Origin of the sequence: Extensimonas vulgaris (genome assembly GCF_003337425.1) — a bacterium.
Taxonomy (GTDB): domain Bacteria; phylum Pseudomonadota; class Gammaproteobacteria; order Burkholderiales; family Burkholderiaceae_C; genus Extensimonas; species Extensimonas vulgaris.
Genome location: NZ_QPJU01000004.1, coordinates 61,176 through 86,093, shown reverse-complemented (window position 1 = coordinate 86,093; position 24,918 = coordinate 61,176). Strand labels below are relative to the sequence as shown.

Here is a 24,918-nt window from a genome sequence, read left to right as displayed (position 1 = left end):
TGATAGAACGCAGGCCGGCGCGCCCCCTTCTACAATCGCAGCTCCATCGGAGAGGCGCATGAAATACTTCCTGTGGCTGCTCAAGGCAGCCATTTTTTTCACCCTGTTCGCTTTTGCATTGAACAACCAGCAAGATGCCACCGTGCATTTCTTTTTCGGCATGGAGTGGCGCGCCCCGCTGGTGCTGGTGGTGCTGGCCGCTTTTGCCCTGGGGCTCGTCGGCGGCATGCTCGTGATGGTGCCGCGCTGGTGGAAACACCGCCGTGCGGCGCAGCGCATGCAGGCGCTGCATGCTCAAGCCACGCCGGATGCCGCCATCTCCGCTACACCATCCAGCGCAGTGCACTCGTCCCCCTCCCCTGCTACAGAAATACCGCCGTTCCATGGAATTTGACCTCAGCTGGCTGCTGCTGGGGCTGCCCCTGGCCTTCATGCTGGGCTGGCTGGCCTCGCGCATGGACCTGCGGCAGCTGCGCACCGAAAACCGCAGCGCCCCCAAGGCTTACTTCAAAGGGCTCAACTTTCTGCTCAACGAGCAGCAAGACCAAGCCATAGACGCCTTCATCGAAGCCGTACAAAGCGACCCCGACACTTCCGAACTGCACTTTGCCCTGGGCAACCTGTTTCGCCGTCGCGGCGAGTACGACCGCGCCGTGCGCGTGCACGAGCACCTGATCGCGCGCGGCGACTTGAGCCAGGGCGACCGCGAACGCGCGCAGTACGCCTTGGCGCTGGACTTCCTCAAGGCCGGGCTGCTGGACCGCGCCGAAGCTGCTTTGCTGCCACTCGAAGGCACGGCTTTCGAGGCGCAGGCCCGCCTGGCCCTGCTCGCGCTCTACGAACGCTCGCGCGACTGGCCACAGGCCGCAGTGATCGCGCACAAGCTCCATGCCGCCGGACAGGGCGATTTCAGCACGCGGCTCGCGCATTACCTGTGTGAACAGGCGCAGACGCGCCACGCCGCGGGCGACACTCCAGCCGCGCTGGCGCTGCTAGAGCAAGCAGCGGCCACCGCGCCCGATGCACCGCGCCCGCGCCTGGAGCTCGCCCGAATGCAGCATGCCCAAGGGCACAGCGCCGCAGCGCTCGCAAGCTTACAAACCCTCGCCGAACGCGCACCCGCTGCACTGCCTTTGGCGGCCCCCCTGCTGGCCGAGGTGGCACAAGCCGCGGGCCAGGTAGAGCCAACGCTCGCCCTGCTGCGCACCCACTACGCTGCGGCGCCTGCGCTCGACCTGCTGCAGGCCATCGTCACGCTCGAGGCGGTGCAATCGGACAACCCACAGAAGGCGCGCCAGTGGTGGGTCAAGCACCTGGACACAGAGCTCTCGCTCGTCGCCGCAGCGCAATGGCTGAGCACGGAAAAGTTCGCGCATGAGGAGTTCCACCCACAGGTGCAGCGTGCGCTCGACCACGCCACCAAGCCACTGCTGCGCTACCGCTGCGCAGCCTGCGGCTTCGAGGCGCGCCAGCATTTCTGGCACTGTCCCGGCTGCCAGTCGTGGGACAGCTACCCGCCGCGGCGCGTCGAGGAGCTGTGAATCCAGCCAAAGAAGTGACGCAAGGAGCACCCCATCATGTTGCAGCGCATCGTATCCACGTGCATTCTGGTGTACGCCCTGCTGGGTCTTGGCGCGGCTGCTGCATTCGCTGCCGAGGCGGGCCCCATCGAACTCAACCGCGCCAGCGTGGCCGAGCTTGATGGCCTCAAAGGCATAGGCCCGGCACTGTCGCGGCGCATCCTCGCGGCGCGCGAACAGGCGCCGTTTCAAGACTGGAGCGACTTCCTCGCCCGCGTGCCCGGCGTAGGCCCGCGCTCGGCGGCGCGGCTCTCGGCCGAGGGGCTGACGGTCAACGGCCAGCCCTTCGAGGCCCCGCCAGGCAAGCCCGCGCGCGACAAACACCGAGCAGCCGCCGAAGTGCCGCCGGCTCGGTAAGCAAAATCAGCTTTGCGGCCGGATGTGCTGCGTGGCCTCGTCCTCCACGCGCTGCCAGATTTCGACGGCGATCGGGTTGTTGCTCTCTTCGAGGATGTGGCCGACGAGGCCGATCGCACGCGCAAACACGCCGATGCCGCGCACGATTTTCCACGGCAGGCCCAGCTCGCAGCAGATCGCGCCTATGGCACCCGTTGCGTTCACGGGCAGCGATTTGCCCGCGGCGCGCTCGGCTTCTGCGCAGATCAATTGTTCGAGGCGGATGTAGTCGCCCGAAAAGCCGTTGTCCTTGGCAATCTGGAACAGGCGCGGCGCGCGCGGATCGACGGGTTTGTGCAGCGGGTGGCCCAGGCCCGGGATGATCTGCCCGCGCGCGCGGTAGGCGGCCACGGTATCGACGGCGATGCGTTCGAGGTCGGCGCCTTGGGTGCCTGGCGGCAGCGCTTCATAGAGCATCTTGGCCGTGCCCTCGGTGCTGCCCACGAACACGCTGCCCAGGCCGCACAAGCCGGCGGCCACGGCGGCCTGCAAGGCTTCGGGCGCACCAGCGTAGGTCAGGCGCGCCGCCAGCGCGCTCGGCGTGATGCCGTGTTCGACCAGCGTGACCGCGATGGCGTTGAACACGTTGGACTCCTGCGGCGTGGGCATACGGCCGAGGATCTGCAAAAAGGCCATGTCGCCCAGGTGAATGTGCCCCAGCAGTTCGTCGGGCAGGCTCTTGCCGCGCACTTCGATACGGTCGGGCGTGCTCCAGGCGATATCGGAGCGGATGGGTTTGCTTTTGCGGGCCATGGGGAGACTCCTGGTTCGGTCAGTGTGAATGAAAAATCGCGTGGGTGATACGGTCTTCGGACTGGCGTGGGCCGGCTTTCAGCCCAGCAATCCCGCATCGCGCAGCACGGCGCGGGCGCGCTGGTAGACGGGCAAGTCCACCATCTGGCCATCGACGGCCACGGCCGCCCCGCCTGCCGCGTCGAAAGCCGCGCACACGCGCTGCGCCCAGGCGACGCGCTCGGCGCTCGGCGCAAACACGGCGCGCACGGTGGCGATCTGCTGCGGGTGGATGCACAGCTTGGCGCCAAAACCCTGGCGACGCGAGCGCTCGGCGTCTTTTTGCAGGCGCGGCAGGTCATGGATCGCGGTGCTGACGCCGTCTATGGGCGCGGCCAGGCCGGCGAGCCGCGCAGCGAGCACGAGCTGCGCGCGAAACGGCAGCAGTTCGATTTCTTCGCCCTCGGGCGCGCAGTCTATGCCCAGGTCAAGCGCCAGATCGACGCTGCCGAAAGCCAGCCGCACCACGCCGGGCACGCGCGCAACCTGCGCCGTCTCGTGCACGCCGCGCGCCGATTCGATGATGGGGATGACGTCCTTGAACGTGGTTTCGACCACCGCGCAGACCTCGTCTATGCCCTCGGCCTTGGGCAGCATGATGCTGTCCACGCCGGGGTGGCGGCACAGTTCGAGGTCGTCCTCGAACCAGGGCGTGCCCGCGGCGTTGATGCGCACGAGCAAAACCGCCCCGGAGCCGGCGCCTTGCGTGGGCGTCTGGGCCATGGCCTGGTCGAGCACCTGGGCCAGCGCCTCGCGCGCGCGCGGCTTGGCATCGGGGGGCACGGCGTCTTCGAGGTCGATGATCACCACGTCGGCACCGCTCGCGCGCGCCTTGGCGATGCGCTCGGGATGGTCTGCGGGGACGAACAAGTAAGTGCGCGGCAGCGCCGGCGGCAATGCGGGGGTGCTGCTACTCATGCTGCGGGGGCCAGCCAGCGGCCGATGTGTGGTGCGTCGGCAATGGTCCAGATGCGCGCGATCAATGCCTGCATTTCCTGGGGCGTCGCGGCTCGGCCGTAGGCGGCCAGGCGCTGGGCCTTGTCTTCGAGTTCGGCGCGCGTGAGCGTATTGCCCGGGTCGCCCTTGGGCTCATCGACGCGCGCGCTCAGCGTGCGGCCGTCGCGCGTTTTCACCAGCACCTTGCCGATCCAGCGCTGCGGGTAGGCGGCATCGACTTCGGGGTCGAGCTCCATGCGCACACGGTCGCGAAACGCGGCCACGCGCGGGTTCAGGAAGTGCTGCTCGAATTCGTTGAGACCCGCGTAGCCGTACTCAGCGATCAAGCCGAGCACGGTACCCATGGAGAACTTGGCCTGGTGCACGGTGCTGGGCACCGTCACGCGGCCGAGCACGTCGATCGCGCCCTGGTGCACGAGCGTGGTCACGCTTTCGATGTCGTCGGCCTGCAGGCCGTGCGTTTGCATCAGGCTCAGCAAGGCGTCGGCGCTCGGGTGCGTGTGGCGGCACGAGGCGTGGTATTTGAACGAGGTCTCTGCCGTGGCCCAGCGCGTGCCCAGCTGGTCGGTGAGGCGCGCGGGATCGGCGTCACTCGACATGCCGGCGGCCATGCCCTGCGGGCCTTCGAGGATTTGCCGCGCGCCGGTCAGGCCCGCGCGCGCCAGGTAGGCCGATGCGAGGCCGCTCGAAGCTGCATGCGCCGTGTGCAACTGCTTGGAATCGGCCGCGTCGCGCAAAAACTCCCACAAGCCCGCAGCCTGCGTGCCGGCGCTGCCGAAGGCGTGCAGCATGGTCGCGGCGTCGAGCCCGAGCAGGCGCCCGGCAGCAGCGGCCGCGGCGAGCGTGCCCGCCGTGGCCGTGGTGTGGAAGATGCGGTAGTGCGAGCGCCCGAGGAATTCGCCCACGCGAATGCCGACTTCGTAGCCCGCTACCACGGCGGTGAGAAATTCGCGCCCGCTCGCGGCGCGCTCCTGCGCCACGGCAAGCGCCGCCGGAAACACCACGGCCGCGGGGTGGAACACCGAGCCGTTGTGCACGTCGTCCTGCTCGGCGTAGTGCGAGGCCGCGGCGTTGGCCATGGCGGCGAAATGCGGCGAGGTCATGCGGCGCGAGATCAGCACTTCGGCGCTGCCGTCGGCGGGCCCCATGGCGCGCGCATAGCTTTCGATGGCTTCGACGGGGCGTGCGCCCTTGCCCGCGAGGGCTGAGGCGAACCAGTCGAGGAACAGGTCTTCGGTGCGGCGCAGCACCGCAGCGGGAATGGCGTCGAACTGCAGGCCCGCGGCAAAGGCGGCCAGCGTGGCGCTCGGGGTGGCGTTTTCGGTCATGGAATCAGTCGTTCTACACAATGGCTGGCGCTCTTAGATGGCCTTGGCGGCGCGCAGGCGCGCGACATCGGCATCGGCATAGCCGAGTTCGGCAAGGATCGCCTCGGTGTGCGCACCGAGCGCCGGCACCGGCCCCATGGGCGGCGGCTCGCTGCCCTGCAGGTGGTGCGGCGGGTAGAGCGCGGGCAGCGGGCCCGCGGGAGAATCGATCTGCGTCCAGCGCCCGCGCGCGGCGAGCTGCGGGTGCTGCCAGAGGTCAGCGATCTCGTTGAGCTGGCCGTTCGCGATCTGCGCGGCGTCGAGGCGCTCGACGAGCTGCGCCGCGGTGAGCGTGGCGCAGACCTGCTCTATCACCACGCGCAGCTGCTCGCGCTCGGCCAGGCGCTTGGCGTTGCCGAGGTAGGGCTGCACCAGGTCGGGGCGCTGCAGGACTTTTTCGCAGAACGTGGCCCATTCACGGTCGTGCTGCACGGCGAGCACGACCTGCTTGCCGTCGCCGCAGGTGAAAGGGCCATAGGGGTAAATGGAGGCGTGCGCGGCGCCAGCGCGCACGGGCGGCGGCTGGCCGTCTATGGTGTAGTACAGCGGATAACCCATCCACTCGGCCATGGCTTCGAGCATGGAGATTTCGATCTGCCGGCCCTGGCCCGTGCGCCCGCGCTCGAGCAGGGCTGCGAGGATGCTGCTGTAGGCGTACATGCCGGCGGCGATGTCGGCGATCGACAGGCCGGCTTTGCAGGGCTGCTCGGGCGTGCCGGTGATGGACACGAACCCCGATTCGCTCTGGATCAGCAGGTCGTAGGCTTTTTTCTCGGTATAGGGGCCGCCGTCGCCGTAGCCCGAAATGCCGCACACGACGATGCGCGGGTTCACCGCGGCAAGGCGCGCGTGGTCCAGCCCCATGCGCGCGGCTGCGCCCGGCGCGAGGTTTTGCACCAGCACGTCGGCGCGCTCCAGCAGCTTTTGCAGGATGGCGCGGCCCTCGGGGTGCTTGAGGTCCAGCGTCAGGCTCTCTTTGGAGCGGTTGCACCAGACGAAGTGCGAGGCCAGGCCGTGCGTGCGGCTGTCGTAGGCGCGCGCGAAGTCGCCCTCGCCGGGGCGTTCGACCTTGATCACGCGCGCGCCGAGGTCGGCGAGCTGGCGCGTGCAAAACGGTGCGGCGATCGCGTGCTCGAGCGTGACGACGAGCATTCCTTCCAAGGGACGCATGCGAGTCCCCTTCAAAAAGAACGCGGCAGCCCGAGCACGTGTTCGGCCACGTAGCTCAGCACCAGATTGGTCGAGATCGGCGCGACCTGGTACAGGCGCGTTTCGCGGAATTTGCGCTCCACGTCGTATTCGCAGGCAAAACCGAAGCCGCCGTGCGTCTGGATCGCGGTGTTCGCGGCCTCCCACGAGGCCTTGGCGGCAAGGTATTTGGCCATGTTGGCTTCGGCGCCGCAGGGCTGGTGCGCGTCGAACAGCTCGCAGGCGCGCCAGCGCATGAGGTCGGCGGCTTCGGTTTCGATGTGCGCCTCGGCAATCGGGAATTGCACGCCCTGGTTCTGGCCTATGGGGCGATCGAACACGCGGCGCTCGCGCGCATAGCGGGCGCTGCGCTCGACGAACCAGCGCGCGTCGCCTATGCACTCGGCGGCGATCAGCGTGCGCTCGGCGTTCAGCCCGTCGAGGATGTATTTGAAGCCCTGCCCTTCCTGGCCGATGAGGTTTTCTTCGGGGATTTCGAGGTTGTCAAAGAAAAGCTCGTTGGTCTCGTGGTTGACCATGTTGCGGATCGGCTTCACGGTAAGGCCCTTGCCAATCGCCTCGTGCAAATCGACGATGAAGATCGACATGCCCTCGGACTTGCGCTTGACGTCCTTGAGCGGCGTGGTGCGCGCAAGCAGAATCATCAAATCGGAGTGCTGGATGCGCGAGATCCACACCTTCTGGCCATTGACCACGTAGCGGTCGCCCTGCTTGGTCGCCGTGGTCTTGATTTTTGTGGTGTCGGTGCCGGTGGTGGGCTCGGTCACTGCCATGGATTGCAGGCGCAAAGCGCCGCTCGCGATCTTGGGCAGGTAGCGGCGCTTTTGCTCGGGCGAGCCGTGGCGCAGCAAGGTACCCATGTTGTACATCTGGCCGTGGCAGGCGCCAGCGTTGCCGCCGCAGCGGTTGACTTCCTCCATGACCACCGAAGCCTCCGCCAGCCCGAGCCCCGCGCCGCCGTATTCCTGCGGAATCATCACGGCGAGCCAGCCGGCCTGCGTGAGCGCATCGACGAATTCCTCAGGGTAGCCGCGGGCCTCGTCGATTTTGCGAAAGTATTCGTCAGGAAAGCGCTTGAAAAGATCGCGCAGCGCGGCGCGCAACTCGGGGTAGCGTTCGGTGGTGGTCATTTTGGAAACGAAGGTAAGCCAAGGACACGACTGGGCGGATTGCCAAAGGCACTTGGCAAATTTGAACAAAAACAGCCCTTAGCGCCCGTCCATAAAGCGCAAGCAGCTATCTAAAAAATAGCTATTGCAATCAACGGAACTTGCTGAAATCGGGCTTGCGTTTTTCGAGAAAGGCGCTCGCGCCTTCTTGCTGCTCGCCGGTGCTGAAATAGTTCGGGGCGACTTCCTTGATCAAGTCGTTCATGTCGTACTTCAGGATGGGCTCCATGTGGTGGTAGAACGAGCGTTTGACGATTTTGAGGCAGGTGGGCGAAAGCGAGAGGTATTCCTCACAGACCTTTTGCACTTCTTCGTCGAGCTTGGCCATGGGCACGACGGCGTTCGCCAGACCCCACTCGTAAGCCTGCTGCGCGGTGTAGCGGCGGCATAGCATCCACAGCTCGCGCGCACGCTTGTGGCCCAGCACATTGGCCGCATGCGCGACGATGTAACCCCCTGCGGGCGAACCCACGCGCGGGCCATTCTGGCCAAAGATGGCGTGTTCAGCTGCAATCGTGTAATCGCAGAAATAGGCAATATGGTGCCCGGCGCCGATCGCATAGCCATTGACGCGCGCGATCACGGGCTTGGGGCATTCGACGATTTGCCGGTTGAAGGTGAAGTTCAAGTCTTGCAGCCCGCTCTTGCCGCCCGTGCCCTTTTCCCAGTTCACGTCACCGCCGACGCAGAATGCACGCTCGCCAGTGCCCGTGAGCACGATCACGCCCACCTTGGAGTCGGCCGCGGCCTGCGCCAGCAGGCTTTCCATTTCCTTGATGTTGTCCCCTGTGAACGCATTGAGCGTCTTGGGGCGGTTGATGGTGATCGTGGCGACGTAGTTTTTGACGTCGTACATGATTTCTTTGTCGCTCATGGTGCTTCCTTGGTGATGAGGGTGGCGGGGGGGTGAAGAAAAAATGCCCTGGAGCAGGCCTTACTGCGTCTGCGCGGCGCGGCGGCGCGCGAATTCGAGGAACCAATCGAGGCTCGCGGGATTGGCGAGCGCATCACGGTTCACGACTTTTTCGAGCGGGTGCCCGAGCAGCAGCTTTTTGATGGGCAATTCGAGCTTTTTGCCCGTGAGGGTGCGCGGCACCTCGGGAACGACGAACACCTCGTCGGGCACATGGCGCGGCGAGACGGAGGTGCGGATGGCATTTTTGATGCGCTCGATCAACGGCTGATCCAAGGTAACCCCGGGACGCAGCACGACGAACATGGGCATGTAGCTCTCGCGCCCCAGGTATTCGAGGTCCACGACCAGGCTGTCGAGCACTTCGGGCAATGCTTCGACCACGCTGTAGATGTCGCTCGTGCCCATGCGCACGCCGTGGCGGTTGATGGTGGTGTCGCTGCGGCCGTAAATGATGGCGCCGCCGCGCGGCGTGATGCGAATCCAGTCGCCGTGGCGCCACACGCCCGGGAACATGTCGAAGTAACTCTCGAGGTAGCGTTTGTTGCCTGGATCGTTCCAGAAATACAGCGGCATCGAAGGCATGGGCGCGGTGCAGACCAGCTCGCCCACCTCGTCAATCACCGGCTGCCCCTGCTCGTTGAAAGCCTCCACGCGCGCGCCCAGGCAGCGGCCCTGCATCTCGCCGAGATACACCGGCAGCGTGGGCACGCCGCCGACGAAGGCTCCGGCAAAGTCGGTGCCGCCGGAAATCGGATCGATCCAAACCTCGCGCCCAAGTTTTTCAGCGAGCCAGTGGTAGCTCTCGGGCGCAAGCGGCGAGCCGGTCGAGCCAACGCCGCGCAAAGAGCGCAAATCGGCGATCTCGCGCGGCTCTATGCCATGTTTTTGACAGGCAGCAAAAAACGCCGCGCTCGCGCCGAGGAAGTGCAGCCCCACGTCACCCGCAAAGCGCCACAGAGTGCCGTAATCGGGCCAGGCGGGATTGCCGTCGTACACGCAGGCCGTCGCGCCCACGAGCAAGCCGCCGATCTGGCAGTTCCACATGATCCAGCCCGTGGTCGAGAACCAATGGAAGTTGTCTTCGGGCCCGAGGTCGTTGTGCAGGCGCATGAGCTTGACCTGTTCGAGCACGATGCCGCCGTGACCGTGCACGATGGGCTTGGGCAAGCCCGTGGTGCCCGAGGAATAGACGATCCACAGCGGATGATCAAACGGCAGCGCGGCGATCTGCAGCTCGGCGGGCTTGGCCAGGGTTTCGCTCCAGAGCACGGCGTTGCGCAGGCCATCGGGGCGCGCGTTCGTGTCCAGATAAGGCAGGAAGATGCAGCGCTGCACGCTCGGCAAGCCCTCGAGCAGCATGGCCACGGTGTCGCGGCGCTCGTACCTGCGCCCACCCCATTGGTAGCCATCGACGGCAAGCAACACTTTGGGCTCGATCTGGCGGAAGCGGTCGAGCACCGTGGGCGCGCCCATGTCGGGCGAGCACACCGACCAGATCGCACCCACCGACACCACGGCCAGAAAGGCCACCATGGTCTGCGGGATGTTGGGCAGGTACGCCGCCACGCGGTCGCCGGGCTGCACGCCCGCTTCACGCAGCCACTGCGCAAGCGCCGCGACTTGCTCTTGCAGCGTGCGCCAGGACATTTCGGAGCGCTCGCCCACCTCGTTGCGAAACACGATCGCGGGCCGCGCATCGGTGGCATGGCGGAATACCTGGCGTGCATAGTTGGTGCGCGCGCCGACGAACCACTGCGCGCCGGGCATCTTGCGCTCGGTCAGCACCTGACCGTTCCAGTTCTCGAGGGGCAGATCGAAATACTGCACGATCGCGCTCCAGAAGCCTTCGAGGTCATCGACCGACCATTGCCACAGCGCAGCATAGTCGGCAAAGCGCAAGCCTCTTTCGCGCTCCAGCCATTGCTGAAAGCGCGTGAGCTCGGCCTTCGCGACGCGCTCGGGCGAGGGTGTCCACAGAATCTCTGGCGTTTCACTGCTCATCGTGTCATTGCTCCATGGAGGATTTTTTGGCGCTATCCTGCAAGCGCACCACGCCGGCCGTCGCCAGGCGCTCGATCTCGGACGCGGCGTAGCCCAATTCGCTGAGCACGGCCGCCGTGTGCTGACCCAAAGCGGGGGGCGGCGCCATGTCACTCAGTTTGCGCATGCCCGCCGCGGGCTGTGCCGGAAAAGGAATCAAGGGGTAGCCCGGCATTTGCGGATGCTGCACGAAACGCCCGCCAAGCACCGGATCGGCCATGGCCTGCGTGACCGTGTTCACGGGGCCACAGGGGATGTCGGCTGCGTCGAACGCGGCCACCCATTCGTGTGCCGGGCGGGTGCGGAAAATGGCTTCGAGTTCGGCAAGCAATTCCTTGCTGTGGCGAATCCGCGCGGTATTGTTGTGATAGCGCTCGTCGCTGAGCCACTCGGGCTTGTCGAGCACTGCACAGAAGCGTTTGAACGCCCCTTCGTTGACCACCGAGACGCTGAACCAGGCGCCGTCGGCGGCGCAGAAATGCCGGCTCGGCACGGCGATCGGCAGGTTCACCGAGCGCACGGGCTCCCGGTGCGTGACCGCGAGCTCGCCAAACTTGTTGGCCATGATGTTGAGGATGGTGTCGGCCAGCGAGAGCTCCACGCGCTGGCCTTCGCCGGTCTTTTGCCAGTGCATCACGGCCGTGAGCACGCCGAGCGCGCCGCACATGCCCGAGACCACGTCGATCACCGGCAAGCCAATGCGTATGGGCGGATCGCCCTCCTCCCCGCTCGCGTAGAAGGCGCCGGCCATGCCTTGCACCACGCTGTCCACTGCTGGGCGCAGCCGGTACGCGGTCTGCTCGCCGAATGCGCTCACCATGTAATAAATGATGCCCGGGTGGATGGCGCGCACGTCCTCGTAGGTCAGGCCCTGCTTTTCAGCGAAGTCAGGGCGGAAGTTGTGCACCAGCACGTGCGCTTGGCGGATCAGGCGGTGCAGCACCTCGCGCCCTTCGGGCTTGCGCAGGTCGAGCGCGATCGACTCCTTGCCGCGGTTGCAGTTGACGAAGGTGACGCTGTCCTCGCCGTAAAAAGGTGGGCCGAAATGCCGCCCTTCTTCGCCGGCCAGCGCCTCGACCTTGATGACCCGCGCCCCGAGATCCGCGAGCACCATCGCGGCGTAGGGGCCGGCGATCAGGCGCGAGAGGTCGAGGACGGTGATGCCGTGCAAAACGCCTTGCATGCCCTGGCCTGCCTTATTTTTGGTTGCGCTCGAAAAAGGCGGCGATGCCCGCGCGGTGCTCGGGCGTATCTTCGAGCACCGCCATGTGCGACGACACCATGTCGAGGTGCGTGGCCAGCGCCATGGTCTGGCTTTGGTAGACGGCGCGGCGGAAAAAGCGCACGGCCTGCTGCGACTTGGAGGCGATGGTGCGCGCAAGCTCGTAAGTGACGGGCAGCAGCTGCGCATCGGGCACGGCGCGGTTCACCATGCCGATGCGCTCGGCTTCTTCGGCGCCCACTACGCGCCCCGTCCAGAACAGCTCGAGCGCGCGCGCCGTGCCTATGAGGCGCGGCAAGAACCACGCGCCGGCGTCACCCGCCATGAGGCCGATGTTGATGTAGCTCTCGGCCAGCGTGGCCGAGTTCGCCATGATGCGGATGTCGCACATCAGCGCCATGTCGCAGCCGGCGCCACGCGCCGCACCGTTGATCGCCGCGATCACGGGTTTTTCCATGCGCTCGAGTGTCAGCGCGATACGGTGCACGTGGCGGTAGAGAAAATCCTTGCGCGCCATGCTGTCCATGCCGCTGAACTTGGCCATCTCGGCAAAATCGCCGCCTGCGCAAAACGCACGCCCTGCCCCCGTAACGACGATGACCTTGACGCGCTCATCCGCCTCCGCGGCTTCCAGCGCCGCGCGCCAGGCATCGACCATGTCCATGTCGAAGGCGTTGAGCTGCTCAGGCCGGTTGAGCGTGAGCGTACCAATACCATCGGCATCGGTGTTGAACAAAATGGAGGCTTGGGCAGACATGGGGACTTTCGATGGCGCGGACAGAGTGAGAAACGAAACGACCAACACGCCCGGCTCGATCGCAGTGCATGAGGTGCCTTTGCGCAGACCGGGAGCCGCTATGTTAGCAGAACAGTTGTTAGTTAGGTTCAGCTAGTTGAATTCACCCTCCCTCGTCCGCCATAACGAAGGGAGGGCGGCAAACCGCTGGTTCAGTTTTCCAGCTCGTACAGATGGCGGTATTTTTCGCGCAGCGGATGCTTTTGCACCTTGCCGGTCGATGTCATGGGCAGCGCATCGACGATGCGGATTGACTTGGGCACCTCGAACGCGCCCAGGTGCTCCTTGCAGTGCGCGATCAGCGTGGCTTCATCGACCTGCGCACCCGGCTTGAGCGTGACGAAGGCCGTCACGGCTTCGATCCAGCGCTGGTGCGGCAAACCCACGGCGGCAGCATTTGCCACAGCGGGATGGCGCAGCAGCACGGCTTCGACCTTGACCGAAGGGACGTTTTCACCGCCGGTCTTGATCATGTCCTTTTTGCGATCCTTGAACATCATCTGTCCATCGATCCACATACCCAGGTCGCCCGTGTGGTGCCAGCCGAACGCGCGCGCCTCGGCCGTGGCTTCGGGATTTTTGTAGTAGCCCTCCATGACGTTGGGCCCACGGTGCACGATCTCGCCGACCTCGTTGGGGCCGAGGATGTTGCCTTGGTCGTCCATCACGGCGGTGTCGTTGATGAGCGCGCTCACGCCCCAGTAGGAGCCGAAACGCCGCAACTGCTCTTCGGGGCGAAACGCCATGGTCAGCGGATACATCTCGGTCTGACCCGTGCCGAGCGCGTAGTTCGGGCAGATTTCTGCTATCAAGCGGCGCAGCAGCGTCTCGGGCATGGGCGCCATCGCATAGACGCACATGCGCAGGCTGGAGAGGTCGCGCCCCGGCCGCGAAGGGTGGTCGAGGATCGCCTGGTGCATCAGCGGCAGGCCGATCAGAAAAGTCACCCGCTCGTTCTCGATCGCGTCGAGCACGGCACCGGGGTCGAAGGCGCGCATCACGATCACCGTGCCGCCCGCAGCCAGCACGCCGCACATCAGTGTGTGCTGCGCGCAGTGGAACAGCGGCAGCACGGCGATGTTCACGGCATCGCGCCACAGACCGAATTCGATCGCGTTGTTCATTGCCGCCATGACCACGGACAGATGGCTTTGCATCACGCCCTTGGGGCGCCCCGTGGTGCCGCTGGTATACATGATCTGCGCCACGTCGCGGTCGTGGAGTTCCACTTCTGTTTCGATAGCTGATTGGGCGGCAATGGCGGGCGCAAAGGCCGAAAAAGACCCTGAACCTTCGCCCTCGAGCACCCAGCCGCGTCCGGGCTGGGCTTGAAGCAAGTCGCGCAATTCTGGACGCGCGAACAAGGCCGCATCGACGAGCACGAAACGCGCTTCCGAGTGCTCGAGGATGTAACGCACGTCCTCCAGTCCCAGACCGGTGTTGATCGGCACCCAGATCAGCCCGGCGCGATGGATACCGAACATGGCGATGAGGAATTCGAGCGAGTTGTTGCACAGCGTGGCCACGCGGTCGCCGCGCGTGAGGCCTTGCGCCAGCAGCGCATTCGCGCAGCGCGTGACCTGGTCGTTGAATTCGCCGTAGCTCATGCGCTGTTTGCCGAGCACAAACACGGTTTTGTGCGGATCGCGTGCCGCCGAGCGGCGCAAAAAGTCACCGATCGCCACGCGCGCAATCGCGCCTGGCGGCGGCACGCCCTGCGTGACGGGCGTGCAAGAGGAGGTGTAAGCGGCCATGGTTTTGTCTCCTTGGTATAGATGGAGGATGGGGATGACTGCTTCCCGCTTACTCTTGCTCCCACTTCCAGTCTTTGTACATCTCGCGCAGCTTGGTCTTGAGGAACTTGCCCGTCGAGGTGCGCGGGATTTCATTGACAAACACGAAAGCGTCGGGCAACTGCCACTTCGCGAAAGTCTTGGCCAGATGCTCGCGCAGCTCTTCGGCCGTAGCGCTCATTCCGGGGCGCAGCACCACTACGGCGAGCGGACGCTCGGCCCAGCGCGGGTGCGGCACGGCGATCACGGCGGCCTCGAGCACCGCCGGGTGGCCCATGAGGTTGTTTTCGAGATCGACCGAGCTGATCCACTCGCCGCCGGACTTGATCAAGTCCTTGGTGCGGTCGGTCAGCTGCAAAAAACCCTCGGGGTCAATGGTGCCGACGTCGCCGGTGCGCAGCCAGCCATCGGCGGTGAAATTGGCCTCGCTTACCGGGGTTTCGTGGTAGCTGCCCGTGATCCAGGGGCCGCGCACCTGAATTTCACCGACCGATTTGCCATCCCACGGCACCTCGCCATGATCGCCCATGAGGCGAATCTCGACGAGCGGCGCCGCCATACCCTGCTTGACGCGGTAGGCGTATTGCTGGTCTTTGGGCAAGGCGAGCATCCACGGCTTGAGCGTGGAGACGGTGCCCAGCGGTGAGGTTTCGGTCATGCCCCAAGCGGTACCGACCACCAGGCCAAGTTCGTCGAAGCCGCGGAACAGAGATTCCGGCGCCGCCGAGCCACCCACGAGCATGCGCATCCCCGGTACCAGATCATATTTGCCAGGATTGGAGCGCAAGGTTTGCAGCAGCGAGAGCCAGATCGTGGGCACGCCACCCGTGATCGTCACGCGCTCGCGCTGGTACAGGTCGAGCAGAGATTCCGAATCGAGGTGCGGCCCCGGGAACACCTGCTTGGCGCCCATGAACGTCGCCACATAGGGCAATCCCCAGGCGTTGGCGTGGAACATGGGCACGACGGGCAGCACCGTGTCCGCCCCCGAAATGTTCAGCCCGCCAGGCAAGGCCGCGACCAGCGAGTGCAGCACCGTGGAGCGGTGCGAATACACCACGCCCTTGGGGTTGCCCGTGGTGCCCGAGGTGTAGCACATGCCGCTGGGGGCGTTTTCGTCGAGCTCGACGTATTGAAAGTCGCCCGTGGCGGCGCCGATGAACTTTTCATAGTCTTCATAAGGCGCGGGGACGGGCTGGCCCGTGAGCGGCACGACGATGATGCGCTCGAAATTCACGTCCTTGGCAAACTGGGCGAGCAGTGGCAGCAGCACGTCATCGACAAGCAGAAAGCGATCCTTCGCGTGGTTCACGATGAAGGCGATGTCGTGCGGAAACAGGCGCAGGTTGAGGTTGTGCATCACCGCGCCCGCGGCTGGAATGCCGAAGTAGCACTCGAGGTGCGCGTAATGGTTCCACATCAGCGTGGCCACGCGATCGCCGGGCTGGACGCCCGCCTTGACCAGCACCTCGGCGAGCGCCTTGGCGCGACGGTGGAAGTCTGCGTAGGTGTAGCGGTGCAAAGACTTGTCCGGCAGGCGCGAGACGATTTCGCTTTTGCCGTGATAGACGCCGGCGCGCTCGAGAAAATGGTTGAGCGACAGGGGCACTTGCATCATGGTCGAGGGGATGCTGGACTTTTGCATGTTCATTCGTCTCCTTAAGGGTGCGGGGAAAGGGGTATTTTTATGGGTGCTCGGCCCGCTGCGTCTCAGCAGTTACCCGAGTATGGTGAACTATTGTTGGGCTACGCCATGGGCTGTCAGGCGACAGCCAGCGACTGCGGCAGCGATACCGCCATGCGTGGAAAAAGCATGACGAACATGCGCTGCGCGAGGGTGTCTATATCCAGGCGGCCACCGGGCTTGTACCACTGCGCCGACCAGTTGAGTGCACCGAGCAAAGTCTGGCGCACCAGCGCCACGTCCGCATCGATGCAGCCTTGATCGGCAGCTTGTTGCAAAGACTGCGTCCACAAATCCTCATAGGCATCGCGCAAAGCCAACACCTTCGCCTGAGCTGCGGGCGAAAGACTGCGCCACTCATAAAGCAAAACGCTCATCGCATCGAGCCGCGGGCCGAGCAGCGCAGCCAGATGGCGGCGCATCATCGCAAGCAAGCGTTGCGGCAGTTGTGCTTCGCTGTCCCGTGCCTGCTGCACCGAGCGCGTGATCGCGCGCAAGCCCTCTTCCATGATCATCACGAGCAGATCTTCCTTGGAGGCGAAGTGATAGAACAACGAACCCGAGGTCATGCCCAGCGCCTGAGCGATTTCGCGTACCGAAGTGCGCTCGAAGCCCTGCTGCCGAAACAGGCTTGCCGCTGCGGCAAGGATTTCCTCTTTGCGCGAAAGCGCAGGAACTTGGTCGTCGGCAGCAGGCTTTTTCATGGTGTAAACTTTAGCATAACTAACAAGCGTTTGATTGACCTCGGATCGGGTTTCTTGTTTCCCTCGCCTTTCATTCTTTTCAACTCCCACCACAGGACTGTCATGCTCGCTCGCACCATCTTTCAGGAAGAACATGAACTTTTCCGCGACCAGGTTCGCCGCTTTCTCGAGGAAGAGGTCATCCCCCATCATGCCGCCTGGGAAGAACAAGGCATCGTGCCGCGCGAAGTCTGGCGCAAGGCCGGTGCCGCGGGCCTGCTGTGCCCGGCGATCCCCGAACAGTACGGTGGTGGCGGTGGCACGCGCTTGCACAGCGCCGTGCTGATCGAGGAGGTCGCGCGCGCTGGCGCCAGCGGCCTGGGCTTTGGCCTGCATTCCGACATCGTCGCGCCCTACATCCTGGCTTATGGCACCGAAGAACAGAAAAAAACCTGGCTGCCCAAAATGGCCGCAGGCGAAGCCATAGGCGCCATTGCGATGACCGAACCCGGCGCCGGCAGCGACCTGCAGAGTGTGCGCACACAGGCGCTGCGCGAAGGTGACGAACTCGTCATCAACGGCCAGAAAACCTTCATCACCAACGGCCAGAACGCCGACGTGGTGATCGTGGTCACCAAGACCGACCCCAACAAGGGCGCCAAGGGCACGACGCTGGTGCTCGTCGAGACGAACCGCCCCGGCTTTCAGCGCGGACGCAACCTCGAAAAAATCGGCATGAAGGCGCAGGACACGTCGGAGCTGTTTTTCGATAACGTGCGTGTGCCCGTGAGCAACATCCTCGGCGGCGAAGGCAAGGGCTTTTTCCTGCTCATGCAGGAGCTTGCCTGGGAGCGCATGCAGATCGCGATTGCCGCAGTCGCGGGCGCCGAGGCCGCGCTCGACTGGACGCTTGCCTACACCAAAGAGCGCAAGGTGTTCGGCCAGCCCGTGATCGACTTCCAGCACAACCGCTTCAAGCTCGCCGAGATCAAGACCGAGGTGCAGGTGGCGCGCGTGTTCGTCGATAAATTGCTCGAATTGCTGCTGCAAGGCCAGCTCGACGCCGCCACCGCGGCCATGGCCAAATACTGGACTACCGACCTGCACTGCAAGATCGTCGATCAATGCCTGCAGATGTTCGGCGGCTTCGGCTACATGTGGGAATACCCCATTGCCCGCGCCTTTGCCGATACGCGCGTCACGCGCATCTACGGCGGCACGAACGAAATCATGAAAGAAATCATCGGCCGCACGCTTTGATGCGACCCCCGAAATCCACTCTCGAGGAAAGCCCCACCATGACCGAAGCCTTCATCTACGACGCCGTGCGCACGCCGCGCGGCAAGGGCCGCAGCTCCGGCGCCCTGCACGGCACGACGCCGATCCAGCTCGCGATCACGGCGCTGCAGGCGCTGCGCGACCGCAACCAGCTCGACACCGCCCTGGTCGATGACGTGATTCTTGGCTGCGTCGAACCCGCGGCCGAACAGGGCGCGAACATCGCGCGCGTGGCTGCGATCACGGCGGGCTACGACCAGAGCGTGGCCGGCGTGCAGGTGAACCGTTTTTGCGCGTCCGGGCTCGAAGCCTGCAACATGGCTGCGGCCAAAGTCATGTCCGGCCAGTCACCGCTGGCCATTGGCGGCGGCGTCGAAAGCATGAGCCGCGTACCCATGGGCACGAGCGGCGGCGCCTGGGCCGTCGATCCGGCCGTCGCCATCCCGACCTACTTCGTGCCGCAAGGAATTTCGGCCGACCTCATCGCAAGCCTGTATGGCTACAGCCGAGAGGATCTCGACCGCTACGCCGTCGAGAGCCAGCGCCGCGCCGCGCAGGCCTGGGCAGAAAAGCGCTTTGCCAAGTCCATCGTGCCCGTCAAGGACGTCAACGGCTGCACCGTGCTCGACCACGACGAGCACATGCGCCCGGAAACCACGCTCGAGTCGCTCGCCAAACTCGAGCCTTCATTCAAGGTGCAGGGCGAGCAATATGGCTTCGACGGCGTCGCCATCCAGCGCTACCCCACGCTGGAGCGCATCACCCACGTGCACCACGCGGGCAATTCGTCCGGCATCGTCGATGGCGCCTCGGCCGTGCTGATCGGCAACGCCGAGGTCGGTCAGCGCATGGGCCTCAAGCCGCGTGCACGCATCCGCGCCTTCGCCTCTGTCGGCAGCGAGCCCACCATCATGTTGACGGGGCCATCGTATTCGGCCGAAAAAGCGCTCAAGCTCGCGGGCATGAAGGCCTCGGACATCGACCTGTACGAGCTCAACGAGGCCTTTGCCGCGGTGGTGCTGCGCTTCATGGACGTGATGGACGTGCCGCACGACAAGATGAACGTCAATGGCGGCGCCATCGCCATGGGGCACCCGCTGGGCGCGACGGGCGGGATGATCCTGGGCACCGTGCTCGACGAACTCGAGCGCCGCAACCTTGCTACCGGGCTGGTCACGCTGTGCGTGGGCGCCGGCATGGGCACCGCCACCATCATCGAGCGCGTCTGACCCGGCTGCACCCCGGAGCACGCAGGTTTCACTCCATTTCACCAGGATTTTCACCATGACGATCGACTACAAGGTGGATGCCGACGGCATCGCCACCATCACCTGGGCCATGCAGGACGTGCCGATGAACGTCCTCAACGAACAATCCATCCCCGCGTTCAGCGAGGCCGTGCGCAAGGCCGTGGCAGACGCTGCCGTCAAGGGCGTGATCATCGCCTCGGCCAAGCCCGACTTCATCGCCGGTGCCGACCTGAACATGATGCTCGCGATCACCGACGTGCAAGGCCTGATGGACTTCGTCGCGCGCCTGCACACTTTGCTGCGCGGCATCGAAAAAAGCGGCAAGCCCTTCGTCGCCGCGCTCAACGGCACCACGCTCGGCGGCGGCTACGAAGTCGCGCTGGCCTGCCACCGCCGCATTGCGGCCGACAACCCCAAGGCCCAGATCGGCCTGCCCGAAGTCTCCATCGGCCTGCTGCCTGGTGGCGGCGGCACGCAGCGCCTGCCGCGCCTGATCGGCTTGCGCAGTGCCCTGCCCTTGCTGCTCGAAGGCAAAAAGCTGGCTCCCCAAAAGGCCCTCGAAGCCGGACTCGTCGATGAGGTCGTGCCCGCCGAGCAATTGCTCGCGCGCGCCAAAGAGTGGCTGCTCACCGAAGGCCCGAAGAACGCCGTACAGCCCTGGGATCGCAAAGGCTTCAAGCTGCCCGGCGGCGCGGTGCAAAGCCCCGTGGGCTACGAGATCTTCACGGTCGGCAACGCCATGCTGCACGCCAAGACTTTCGGCAACTACCCGGCGCCCGAAGCCATCCTGAGCAGCGTCTATAACGGCTGCCAGGTGGACATAGACACGGGCTGCAAGGTCGAAGGGCGCGAGTTCGTCAAGCTCGCGACGGGCAAGGTGTCGAAGAACATGATCCGCTCGCTGTTCTTCGGCATCGGCGACGCGAACAAGCTCGCCTCGCGCCCCAAGGGGGTACCCAAGGCCAGCTACCGCAAGGTCGGCGTCCTGGGCGCGGGCATGATGGGCGCGGGCATTGCCTATGTGTGTGCCGAAGCGGGCATGCAGGTGGTGCTGCTCGACACCAGCCTCGATGCTGCGAACAAAGGCAAGGGCTATAGCGAAGAGCTGTGGAACAAGCGCGTGGCCGCCAAGCGCATGGGCGAGGCCGAGCGCGACGCCAAGCTTGCGCTGATCCAGCCCACGACCGATTTCGCTGCGCTCGCCGGTTGCGACATCGTGATCGAGGCCGTGTTCGAAGACCGCGCCATCAAGGCCGAGGTCACGCGCAAGGCCGAAGCCCAGCTCGCACCGACGGCCATCTTTGCGTCCAACACCAGCACGCTGCCCATCACGGGCCTGGCCGAAGCCTCGGCGCGCCCGGCGAACTTCATCGGCCTGCACTTCTTCTCACCTGTGGACAAGATGCCGCTTGTCGAGATCATCCGCGGCAAGGCGACGAGCGACGAGTGCCTCGCACGCGCCATGGACTTCGTCAAGGCGATCCGCAAGACGCCCATCGTCGTCAACGACAGCCGCGGCTTCTACACCAGCCGCGTGTTCTCGACCTACGTCGGTGAGGGCCTGGCGCTGCTCGCCGAGGGCGTGGCGCCGGCCCTGATCGAAAACGCCGGCCGCATGTGCGGCATGCCCGTGGGGCCGCTCGCACTGGCCGACGAAGTGTCGCTCGAACTCATGGCACGCATCCGCAAACAAACCGCGGCCGACCTCGGCCCAGCCTACCAGCGCAGCGCCATCGACGAGGTCTGCGAGCGCATGGTGGACAAACTCGGGCGCCTGGGCAAAAAAACCGGCCAGGGCTTTTACGACTACCCGCAAGGCGCGCCCAAACACCTGTGGACTGGCCTCGCGCAGGAGTTCCCACAAGCCGCAACGCAGCCCAGCGTGGCGGACGTCAAGCAACGCCTGATGTTCATCCAGTCGGTCGAAACCGCGCGCTGCCTCGAAGAAAAGGTGCTGCTCGCGCCCATCGACGCCGATGTGGGCGCCATTTTGGGCTGGGGCTTTCCGCCCTACCTCGGCGGCCCGATTGGCCAGATCCACACCGTGGGCGTGGCCGAGTTCGTCCAGACCTGCGATGCGCTGGCGCAGCGCGTCGGCCCGCGTTTCGCCCCGCCCCAGTTGCTGCGCGACATGGCCCAGCGCGGTGCCGCCTTCTACACCCGTTGAGCGAGGGAAAGCCCCCATGCCCGTCATCCAAAGCCAAGTCGATCCGCAATCGCAGAGCTTTCAGCGCGAGCGCGAGCAGATGCTCGCGCTGATCCACCACTTCCGCGACTATGAAGACCGCGTGCGCAACACCTCCAACAGCCAGGAGGCCAAGTTTCGCGCGCGCAAGCAGCTACTGCCGCGCGAGCGCATCGCGCTGCTGCTCGATCGCGGCTCCGAATGGCTGGAGTTTTCCACGCTCGCGGGCCTGCGCATGCACGACGACGATGGCGACAAGAACGTGCTCGGTGGCGGCATCATCACCGGCATCGGCCGGGTGTCGGGCGTGCGCTGCGTGGTGATCGCGTCCGACAGTGCCATCAAGGGCGGCACCATCACACCCATGGGCATGCGCAAGGGCTTGCGTGCAGAAGCCATCGCGATGGAAAACAAGCTGCCCGTCATCCGTCTCGTCGAATCGGGCGGCGCCAACCTCATGCACGTGGGCGAGGTCTTCATCGAGGGCGGGCGCGGCTTTGCCAACCAGGCACGCCTGTCGGCCGCAGGCATTCCGCAGATCTGCGTGATGCACGGGCACTCGACGGCCGGCGGCGCCTACCTGCCCGGCATGTCCGACTACGTGATCATGGTGCGCGGACGCGCCAAGGCCTTTTTGGCCGGCCCGCCACTGCTCAAGGCCGCGACGGGCGAAATCGCCACCGACGAGGAACTGGGCGGGGCCGAAATGCACTGCACTACCTCGGGCGTGGCCGAATACCTGGCCGAGGACGACGCCGACGGCATCCGCATTGCGCGCGACATCATGGCGCGCCTGCCCTGGAACGACAAGCTGCCACTGCGCGCCCCTAAAAGCTGGAAAGAGCCGCGCTACGCCATCGACGAAATCGTGGGCACGGTGCCCGTCGATTTTCGCCACCCCTACGACGTGCGCGAGGTGCTCGCGCGCATCATCGACGATTCCGACTTCCTCGAGTTCAAGGCCTTGTACGGCAGCGCCACGGTGTGTGGCATGGGCTCCATCGAAGGACAGCCCTGCGGCTTCCTCGGCAACAACGGCCCCATCGATCCGCAAGGCGCGACCAAGGCCGCGCAATTCATCCAGCTGTGCTGCCAATCGGGCACGCCGCTCGTCTTTTTGCAGAACACCACGGGCTTTCTCGTGGGCAAGGACGTCGAGCAGGCAGGCATCATCAAGCACGGCGCGAAGATGATCCAGGCCGTCACCAACGCCACTGTGCCGCGCATCACGCTGATGATCGGCGCCTCCTTCGGCGCCGGCAACTATGGCATGTGCGGTCGCGCCTACGACCCGCGCTTCGTCTTTGCCTGGCCCAATGCGCGCGTGGCCGTGATGGGAGGCGAGCAAGCCGCAACCGTGATGCGCATCGTCACCGAAGAAAAATTTGCCCGCATGGGCAAGACGCCACCCGCCGATGCCATGCAGGCCATGCGCGAGGAAATCCTGCAGCGCTTCGACATGGAGTCGCACGCCTTCTTTGCCACGGCGCGCCTGTGGGACGACGGCATCATCGACCCGCGCGACACGCGCCGCGTGCTGGCCATGGCCCTGGCCGTGTGCCGCGAGGCCGAAGCCCGTCAACTGAACCCCAACACCTTCGGTGTGGCCCGGATGTGAGAAAGCCCATGCGTTTTAGCAAAATCCTGATCGCCAACCGTGGCGAAATCGCCTGCCGCGTGATCCGCACGGCCCAAGCCCTGGGCTACCGCACCGTGGCTGTCTATAGCGAGGCCGACGCCCAGGCCCTGCACGTCGCCCTGGCCGACGAAGCCGTGTGCATAGGCCCGCCGCCCGTGCGCGAGAGCTACCTGAACATACAGGCGCTGCTGCGCGCCGCGGCCAGCACGGGCGCCGACGCCGTGCACCCGGGCTATGGCTTTTTGTCCGAAAACGAAGCCTTTGCGCAAGCCTGCCAGGACGCCGGGCTGGTCTTCATCGGGCCAGACCCCGAAGCCATCCTGCACATGGGCAACAAGGCCGGCGCCAAGCGCTTGATGCTCGCTGCGGGCGTGCCCTGCGTGCCCGGCTACCAGGGTGCCGACCAGTCCGACGCCACGCTGATCGCGCAGGCACGCGAAATCGGTTTCCCCATCATGGTCAAGGCCGCAGCGGGCGGCGGCGGGCGTGGCATGCGCCTCGTCGCCAGGCCCGAAGACCTGCCCAACGCGCTCACGAGCGCGCGCTCCGAAGCCAAAAATGCCTTCGGCAGCGACGAGCTGATCCTCGAGCGCGCTGTGATCGAGCCGCGCCACGTCGAAATCCAGGTGTTCGGCGACCGCCACGGCAACATCATCCACCTCGGTGAGCGCGATTGTTCGATCCAGCGCCGCCACCAGAAAGTGTTCGAAGAAGCGCCCTCGCCCGCCGTCTCGCCCGAGCTGCGCGCGCGCATGGGCGCCGCCGCCGTGGCCGCGGCGCGCGCCGTGAACTACGTGGGCGCGGGCACGGTGGAGTTTTTGCTCGACCGCGACGGCAATTTTTACTTCCTCGAAATGAACACGCGCCTGCAAGTGGAGCACCCGGTGACCGAGTGCGTCACGGGGCTGGACCTCGTCGCCTGGCAGATCGCCGTGGCGCGCGGCGAGGCGCTGCCGCTGACGCAGGAACAGGTGCAGCTCGCGGGCCACGCGATCGAAGTGCGCCTGTACGCCGAAGACCCCTACGCCGACTTTTTGCCGCAAAGCGGCGACGTGCTCGTGTGGCAGCCGCCCAGCGGGCCCGGCGTGCGCGTGGACCACGGCCTGATCGAAGGCCAGGCCGTGAGCCCGCACTACGACCCCATGATCGCCAAGATCATCACCTACGGCGCGACGCGCGAAGAAGCACGCCGGCGCCTGATCGGCGCGCTGCAACACACGCAGCTGCTGGGGATCGCGAACAACCGCTCGTTTCTCGAAGCCGTGGCCGAGCATCCGGTGTTTGCCGCGGGCAATGCCACCACGGCCTTCATCGCACAGAACTTCGATGCCACGCAATGGGTACGCCCGCAGCCCGACTCGCTCGCACTCGCACTCGCGGCCGTGCTCTGGTTCGAGGCCAAAACGCCTGCAGGCGCGCGCCCCTGGCGCACCACGGGGCCGGCGCGCTGGCCCATGACGCTGGGCGAAAACGAGCGCCGCCACCTCATTTTCGTCACTGCACTGGACAAGCACGACTACCGCGTCGAGGTGGGCGCGCAAGTGCACCAGATCCGCGTGCTCGAGCGCAGCGGTGCCCGGCTCAGTCTGCTCGCCGACGGCGTGCGCCAGCACGCCCTCGCGGCGTTCCACGACGGCTCCTTGCATCTGGAATTCAAGACGCTCAGCGCCTGCTTCGAAGACCTGACCTACGCGCCGCCCGCGGGCGCCGAAGGCAGCGCCGAGGCGCGCATCGTTGCGCCCATGAATGGCAAGGTGCTGGGCGTTTTCGTGCAGCCTGGCGACCGCGTCGAAAAAGGCCAGCGCGTGGCCGTGCTCGAAGCCATGAAGATGGAGCACCAGCTGCTCGCGCGCCGCGACGGCGTGGTCGATCAGGTGCTCGTGCGCCCAGGCGACCAGGTGCCGGCGAAAGCCGTGCTCGTGTCGCTGGTCGAAGAAGAAAGCGCTTGATCGGTCAGCCACG

At 65.5% G+C, this 24,918-nt stretch carries 20 protein-coding genes; 8 read left to right on the top strand and 12 right to left on the bottom strand.

Going from position 1 to position 24,918, the window contains the following annotated elements; genetic code table 11:
• Positions 1-58 precede the first annotated feature (58 nt).
• From DFR45_RS07515 to DFR45_RS07505, 3 genes are read left to right on the top strand one after another with little or no spacing between them, the layout of a single operon-like run.
• Positions 59-394, top strand: a complete 336-nt coding sequence (locus DFR45_RS07515; RefSeq protein WP_114483091.1) for a LapA family protein — start codon at positions 59-61, stop codon at positions 392-394.
• A complete protein-coding gene (gene lapB / locus DFR45_RS07510; RefSeq protein ID WP_114483090.1) occupies positions 384-1,541 on the top strand; it encodes a lipopolysaccharide assembly protein LapB in 1,158 nt (385 codons plus the stop codon). Before DFR45_RS07515 ends, lapB begins: the two co-directional genes overlap by 11 nt.
• A gap of 36 nt (positions 1,542-1,577) precedes the next feature.
• Positions 1,578-1,937 carry a ComEA family DNA-binding protein gene (locus DFR45_RS07505; RefSeq protein ID WP_114483089.1) on the top strand — a complete coding sequence of 120 codons (360 nt, stop codon included), beginning with the start codon at positions 1,578-1,580 and terminating at the stop codon, positions 1,935-1,937.
• Between the two features lie 6 nt (positions 1,938-1,943).
• Here the strand turns inward: DFR45_RS07505 and DFR45_RS07500 are convergent, their stop codons facing one another.
• The 12 genes from DFR45_RS07500 to DFR45_RS07445 form a co-directional block, all read right to left on the bottom strand.
• Positions 1,944-2,729: a citryl-CoA lyase gene (locus tag DFR45_RS07500; protein ID WP_114483088.1), complete on the bottom strand. Its 786-nt coding sequence runs from the start codon at positions 2,727-2,729 to the stop codon at positions 1,944-1,946.
• Positions 2,730-2,807: 78 nt separating this feature from the next.
• The gene (locus tag DFR45_RS07495) at positions 2,808-3,686 is read right to left on the bottom strand and encodes an HpcH/HpaI aldolase/citrate lyase family protein (RefSeq protein ID WP_114483087.1); all 879 of its coding nucleotides are present in this window, start codon (positions 3,684-3,686) and stop codon (positions 2,808-2,810) included.
• Positions 3,683-5,053 carry an MmgE/PrpD family protein gene (locus DFR45_RS07490; RefSeq protein WP_114483086.1) on the bottom strand — a complete coding sequence of 457 codons (1,371 nt, stop codon included), beginning with the start codon at positions 5,051-5,053 and terminating at the stop codon, positions 3,683-3,685. The genes DFR45_RS07495 and DFR45_RS07490 overlap by 4 nt, the downstream gene beginning before the upstream one ends.
• A gap of 33 nt (positions 5,054-5,086) precedes the next feature.
• Positions 5,087-6,262 (bottom strand): CaiB/BaiF CoA transferase family protein, encoded by a 1,176-nt coding sequence (locus tag DFR45_RS07485; protein ID WP_114483085.1) that lies wholly within the window; start codon positions 6,260-6,262, stop codon positions 5,087-5,089.
• A gap of 11 nt (positions 6,263-6,273) precedes the next feature.
• The gene (locus DFR45_RS07480) at positions 6,274-7,431 is read right to left on the bottom strand and encodes an acyl-CoA dehydrogenase family protein (RefSeq protein ID WP_114483084.1); all 1,158 of its coding nucleotides are present in this window, start codon (positions 7,429-7,431) and stop codon (positions 6,274-6,276) included.
• A 130-nt stretch (positions 7,432-7,561) separates the two neighbouring features.
• The gene (locus tag DFR45_RS07475) at positions 7,562-8,344 is read right to left on the bottom strand and encodes an enoyl-CoA hydratase-related protein (RefSeq protein WP_114483083.1); all 783 of its coding nucleotides are present in this window, start codon (positions 8,342-8,344) and stop codon (positions 7,562-7,564) included.
• Between the two features lie 60 nt (positions 8,345-8,404).
• Positions 8,405-10,387 (bottom strand): acetoacetate--CoA ligase, encoded by a 1,983-nt coding sequence (locus DFR45_RS07470; protein WP_114483082.1) that lies wholly within the window; start codon positions 10,385-10,387, stop codon positions 8,405-8,407.
• Positions 10,388-10,391: 4 nt separating this feature from the next.
• Positions 10,392-11,609 (bottom strand): CaiB/BaiF CoA transferase family protein, encoded by a 1,218-nt coding sequence (locus tag DFR45_RS07465; protein WP_114483081.1) that lies wholly within the window; start codon positions 11,607-11,609, stop codon positions 10,392-10,394.
• Between the two features lie 13 nt (positions 11,610-11,622).
• Entirely contained in the window at positions 11,623-12,405 is a 783-nt protein-coding gene (locus DFR45_RS07460) for an enoyl-CoA hydratase/isomerase family protein (protein ID WP_114483080.1), read from the bottom strand.
• A gap of 191 nt (positions 12,406-12,596) precedes the next feature.
• Positions 12,597-14,198 carry an AMP-binding protein gene (locus tag DFR45_RS07455; protein WP_114483079.1) on the bottom strand — a complete coding sequence of 534 codons (1,602 nt, stop codon included), beginning with the start codon at positions 14,196-14,198 and terminating at the stop codon, positions 12,597-12,599.
• A 49-nt stretch (positions 14,199-14,247) separates the two neighbouring features.
• Positions 14,248-15,882 (bottom strand): long-chain fatty acid--CoA ligase, encoded by a 1,635-nt coding sequence (locus tag DFR45_RS07450; RefSeq protein WP_338324287.1) that lies wholly within the window; start codon positions 15,880-15,882, stop codon positions 14,248-14,250.
• 116 nt (positions 15,883-15,998) lie between these two features.
• Positions 15,999-16,760 (bottom strand): TetR/AcrR family transcriptional regulator, encoded by a 762-nt coding sequence (locus tag DFR45_RS07445; RefSeq protein WP_241659366.1) that lies wholly within the window; start codon positions 16,758-16,760, stop codon positions 15,999-16,001.
• Between DFR45_RS07445 and DFR45_RS07440 the strand changes: the two genes are divergently transcribed.
• From DFR45_RS07440 to DFR45_RS07420, 5 genes are read left to right on the top strand one after another with little or no spacing between them, the layout of a single operon-like run.
• Positions 16,728-17,864, top strand: coding sequence for an acyl-CoA dehydrogenase family protein (locus DFR45_RS07440; RefSeq protein WP_114483077.1), 1,137 nt, complete (start codon positions 16,728-16,730; stop codon positions 17,862-17,864). The genes DFR45_RS07445 and DFR45_RS07440 overlap by 33 nt on opposite strands.
• A gap of 38 nt (positions 17,865-17,902) precedes the next feature.
• Positions 17,903-19,111 carry an acetyl-CoA C-acetyltransferase gene (locus tag DFR45_RS07435; protein WP_114483076.1) on the top strand — a complete coding sequence of 403 codons (1,209 nt, stop codon included), beginning with the start codon at positions 17,903-17,905 and terminating at the stop codon, positions 19,109-19,111.
• 55 nt (positions 19,112-19,166) lie between these two features.
• Positions 19,167-21,299, top strand: a complete 2,133-nt coding sequence (locus DFR45_RS07430; RefSeq protein WP_114483075.1) for a 3-hydroxyacyl-CoA dehydrogenase NAD-binding domain-containing protein — start codon at positions 19,167-19,169, stop codon at positions 21,297-21,299.
• Between the two features lie 16 nt (positions 21,300-21,315).
• Positions 21,316-22,935 (top strand): acyl-CoA carboxylase subunit beta, encoded by a 1,620-nt coding sequence (locus DFR45_RS07425; RefSeq protein WP_114483074.1) that lies wholly within the window; start codon positions 21,316-21,318, stop codon positions 22,933-22,935.
• 8 nt (positions 22,936-22,943) lie between these two features.
• Positions 22,944-24,905, top strand: a complete 1,962-nt coding sequence (locus DFR45_RS07420) for an acetyl/propionyl/methylcrotonyl-CoA carboxylase subunit alpha (protein ID WP_114483073.1) — start codon at positions 22,944-22,946, stop codon at positions 24,903-24,905.
• Positions 24,906-24,918: the final 13 nt, after the last annotated feature.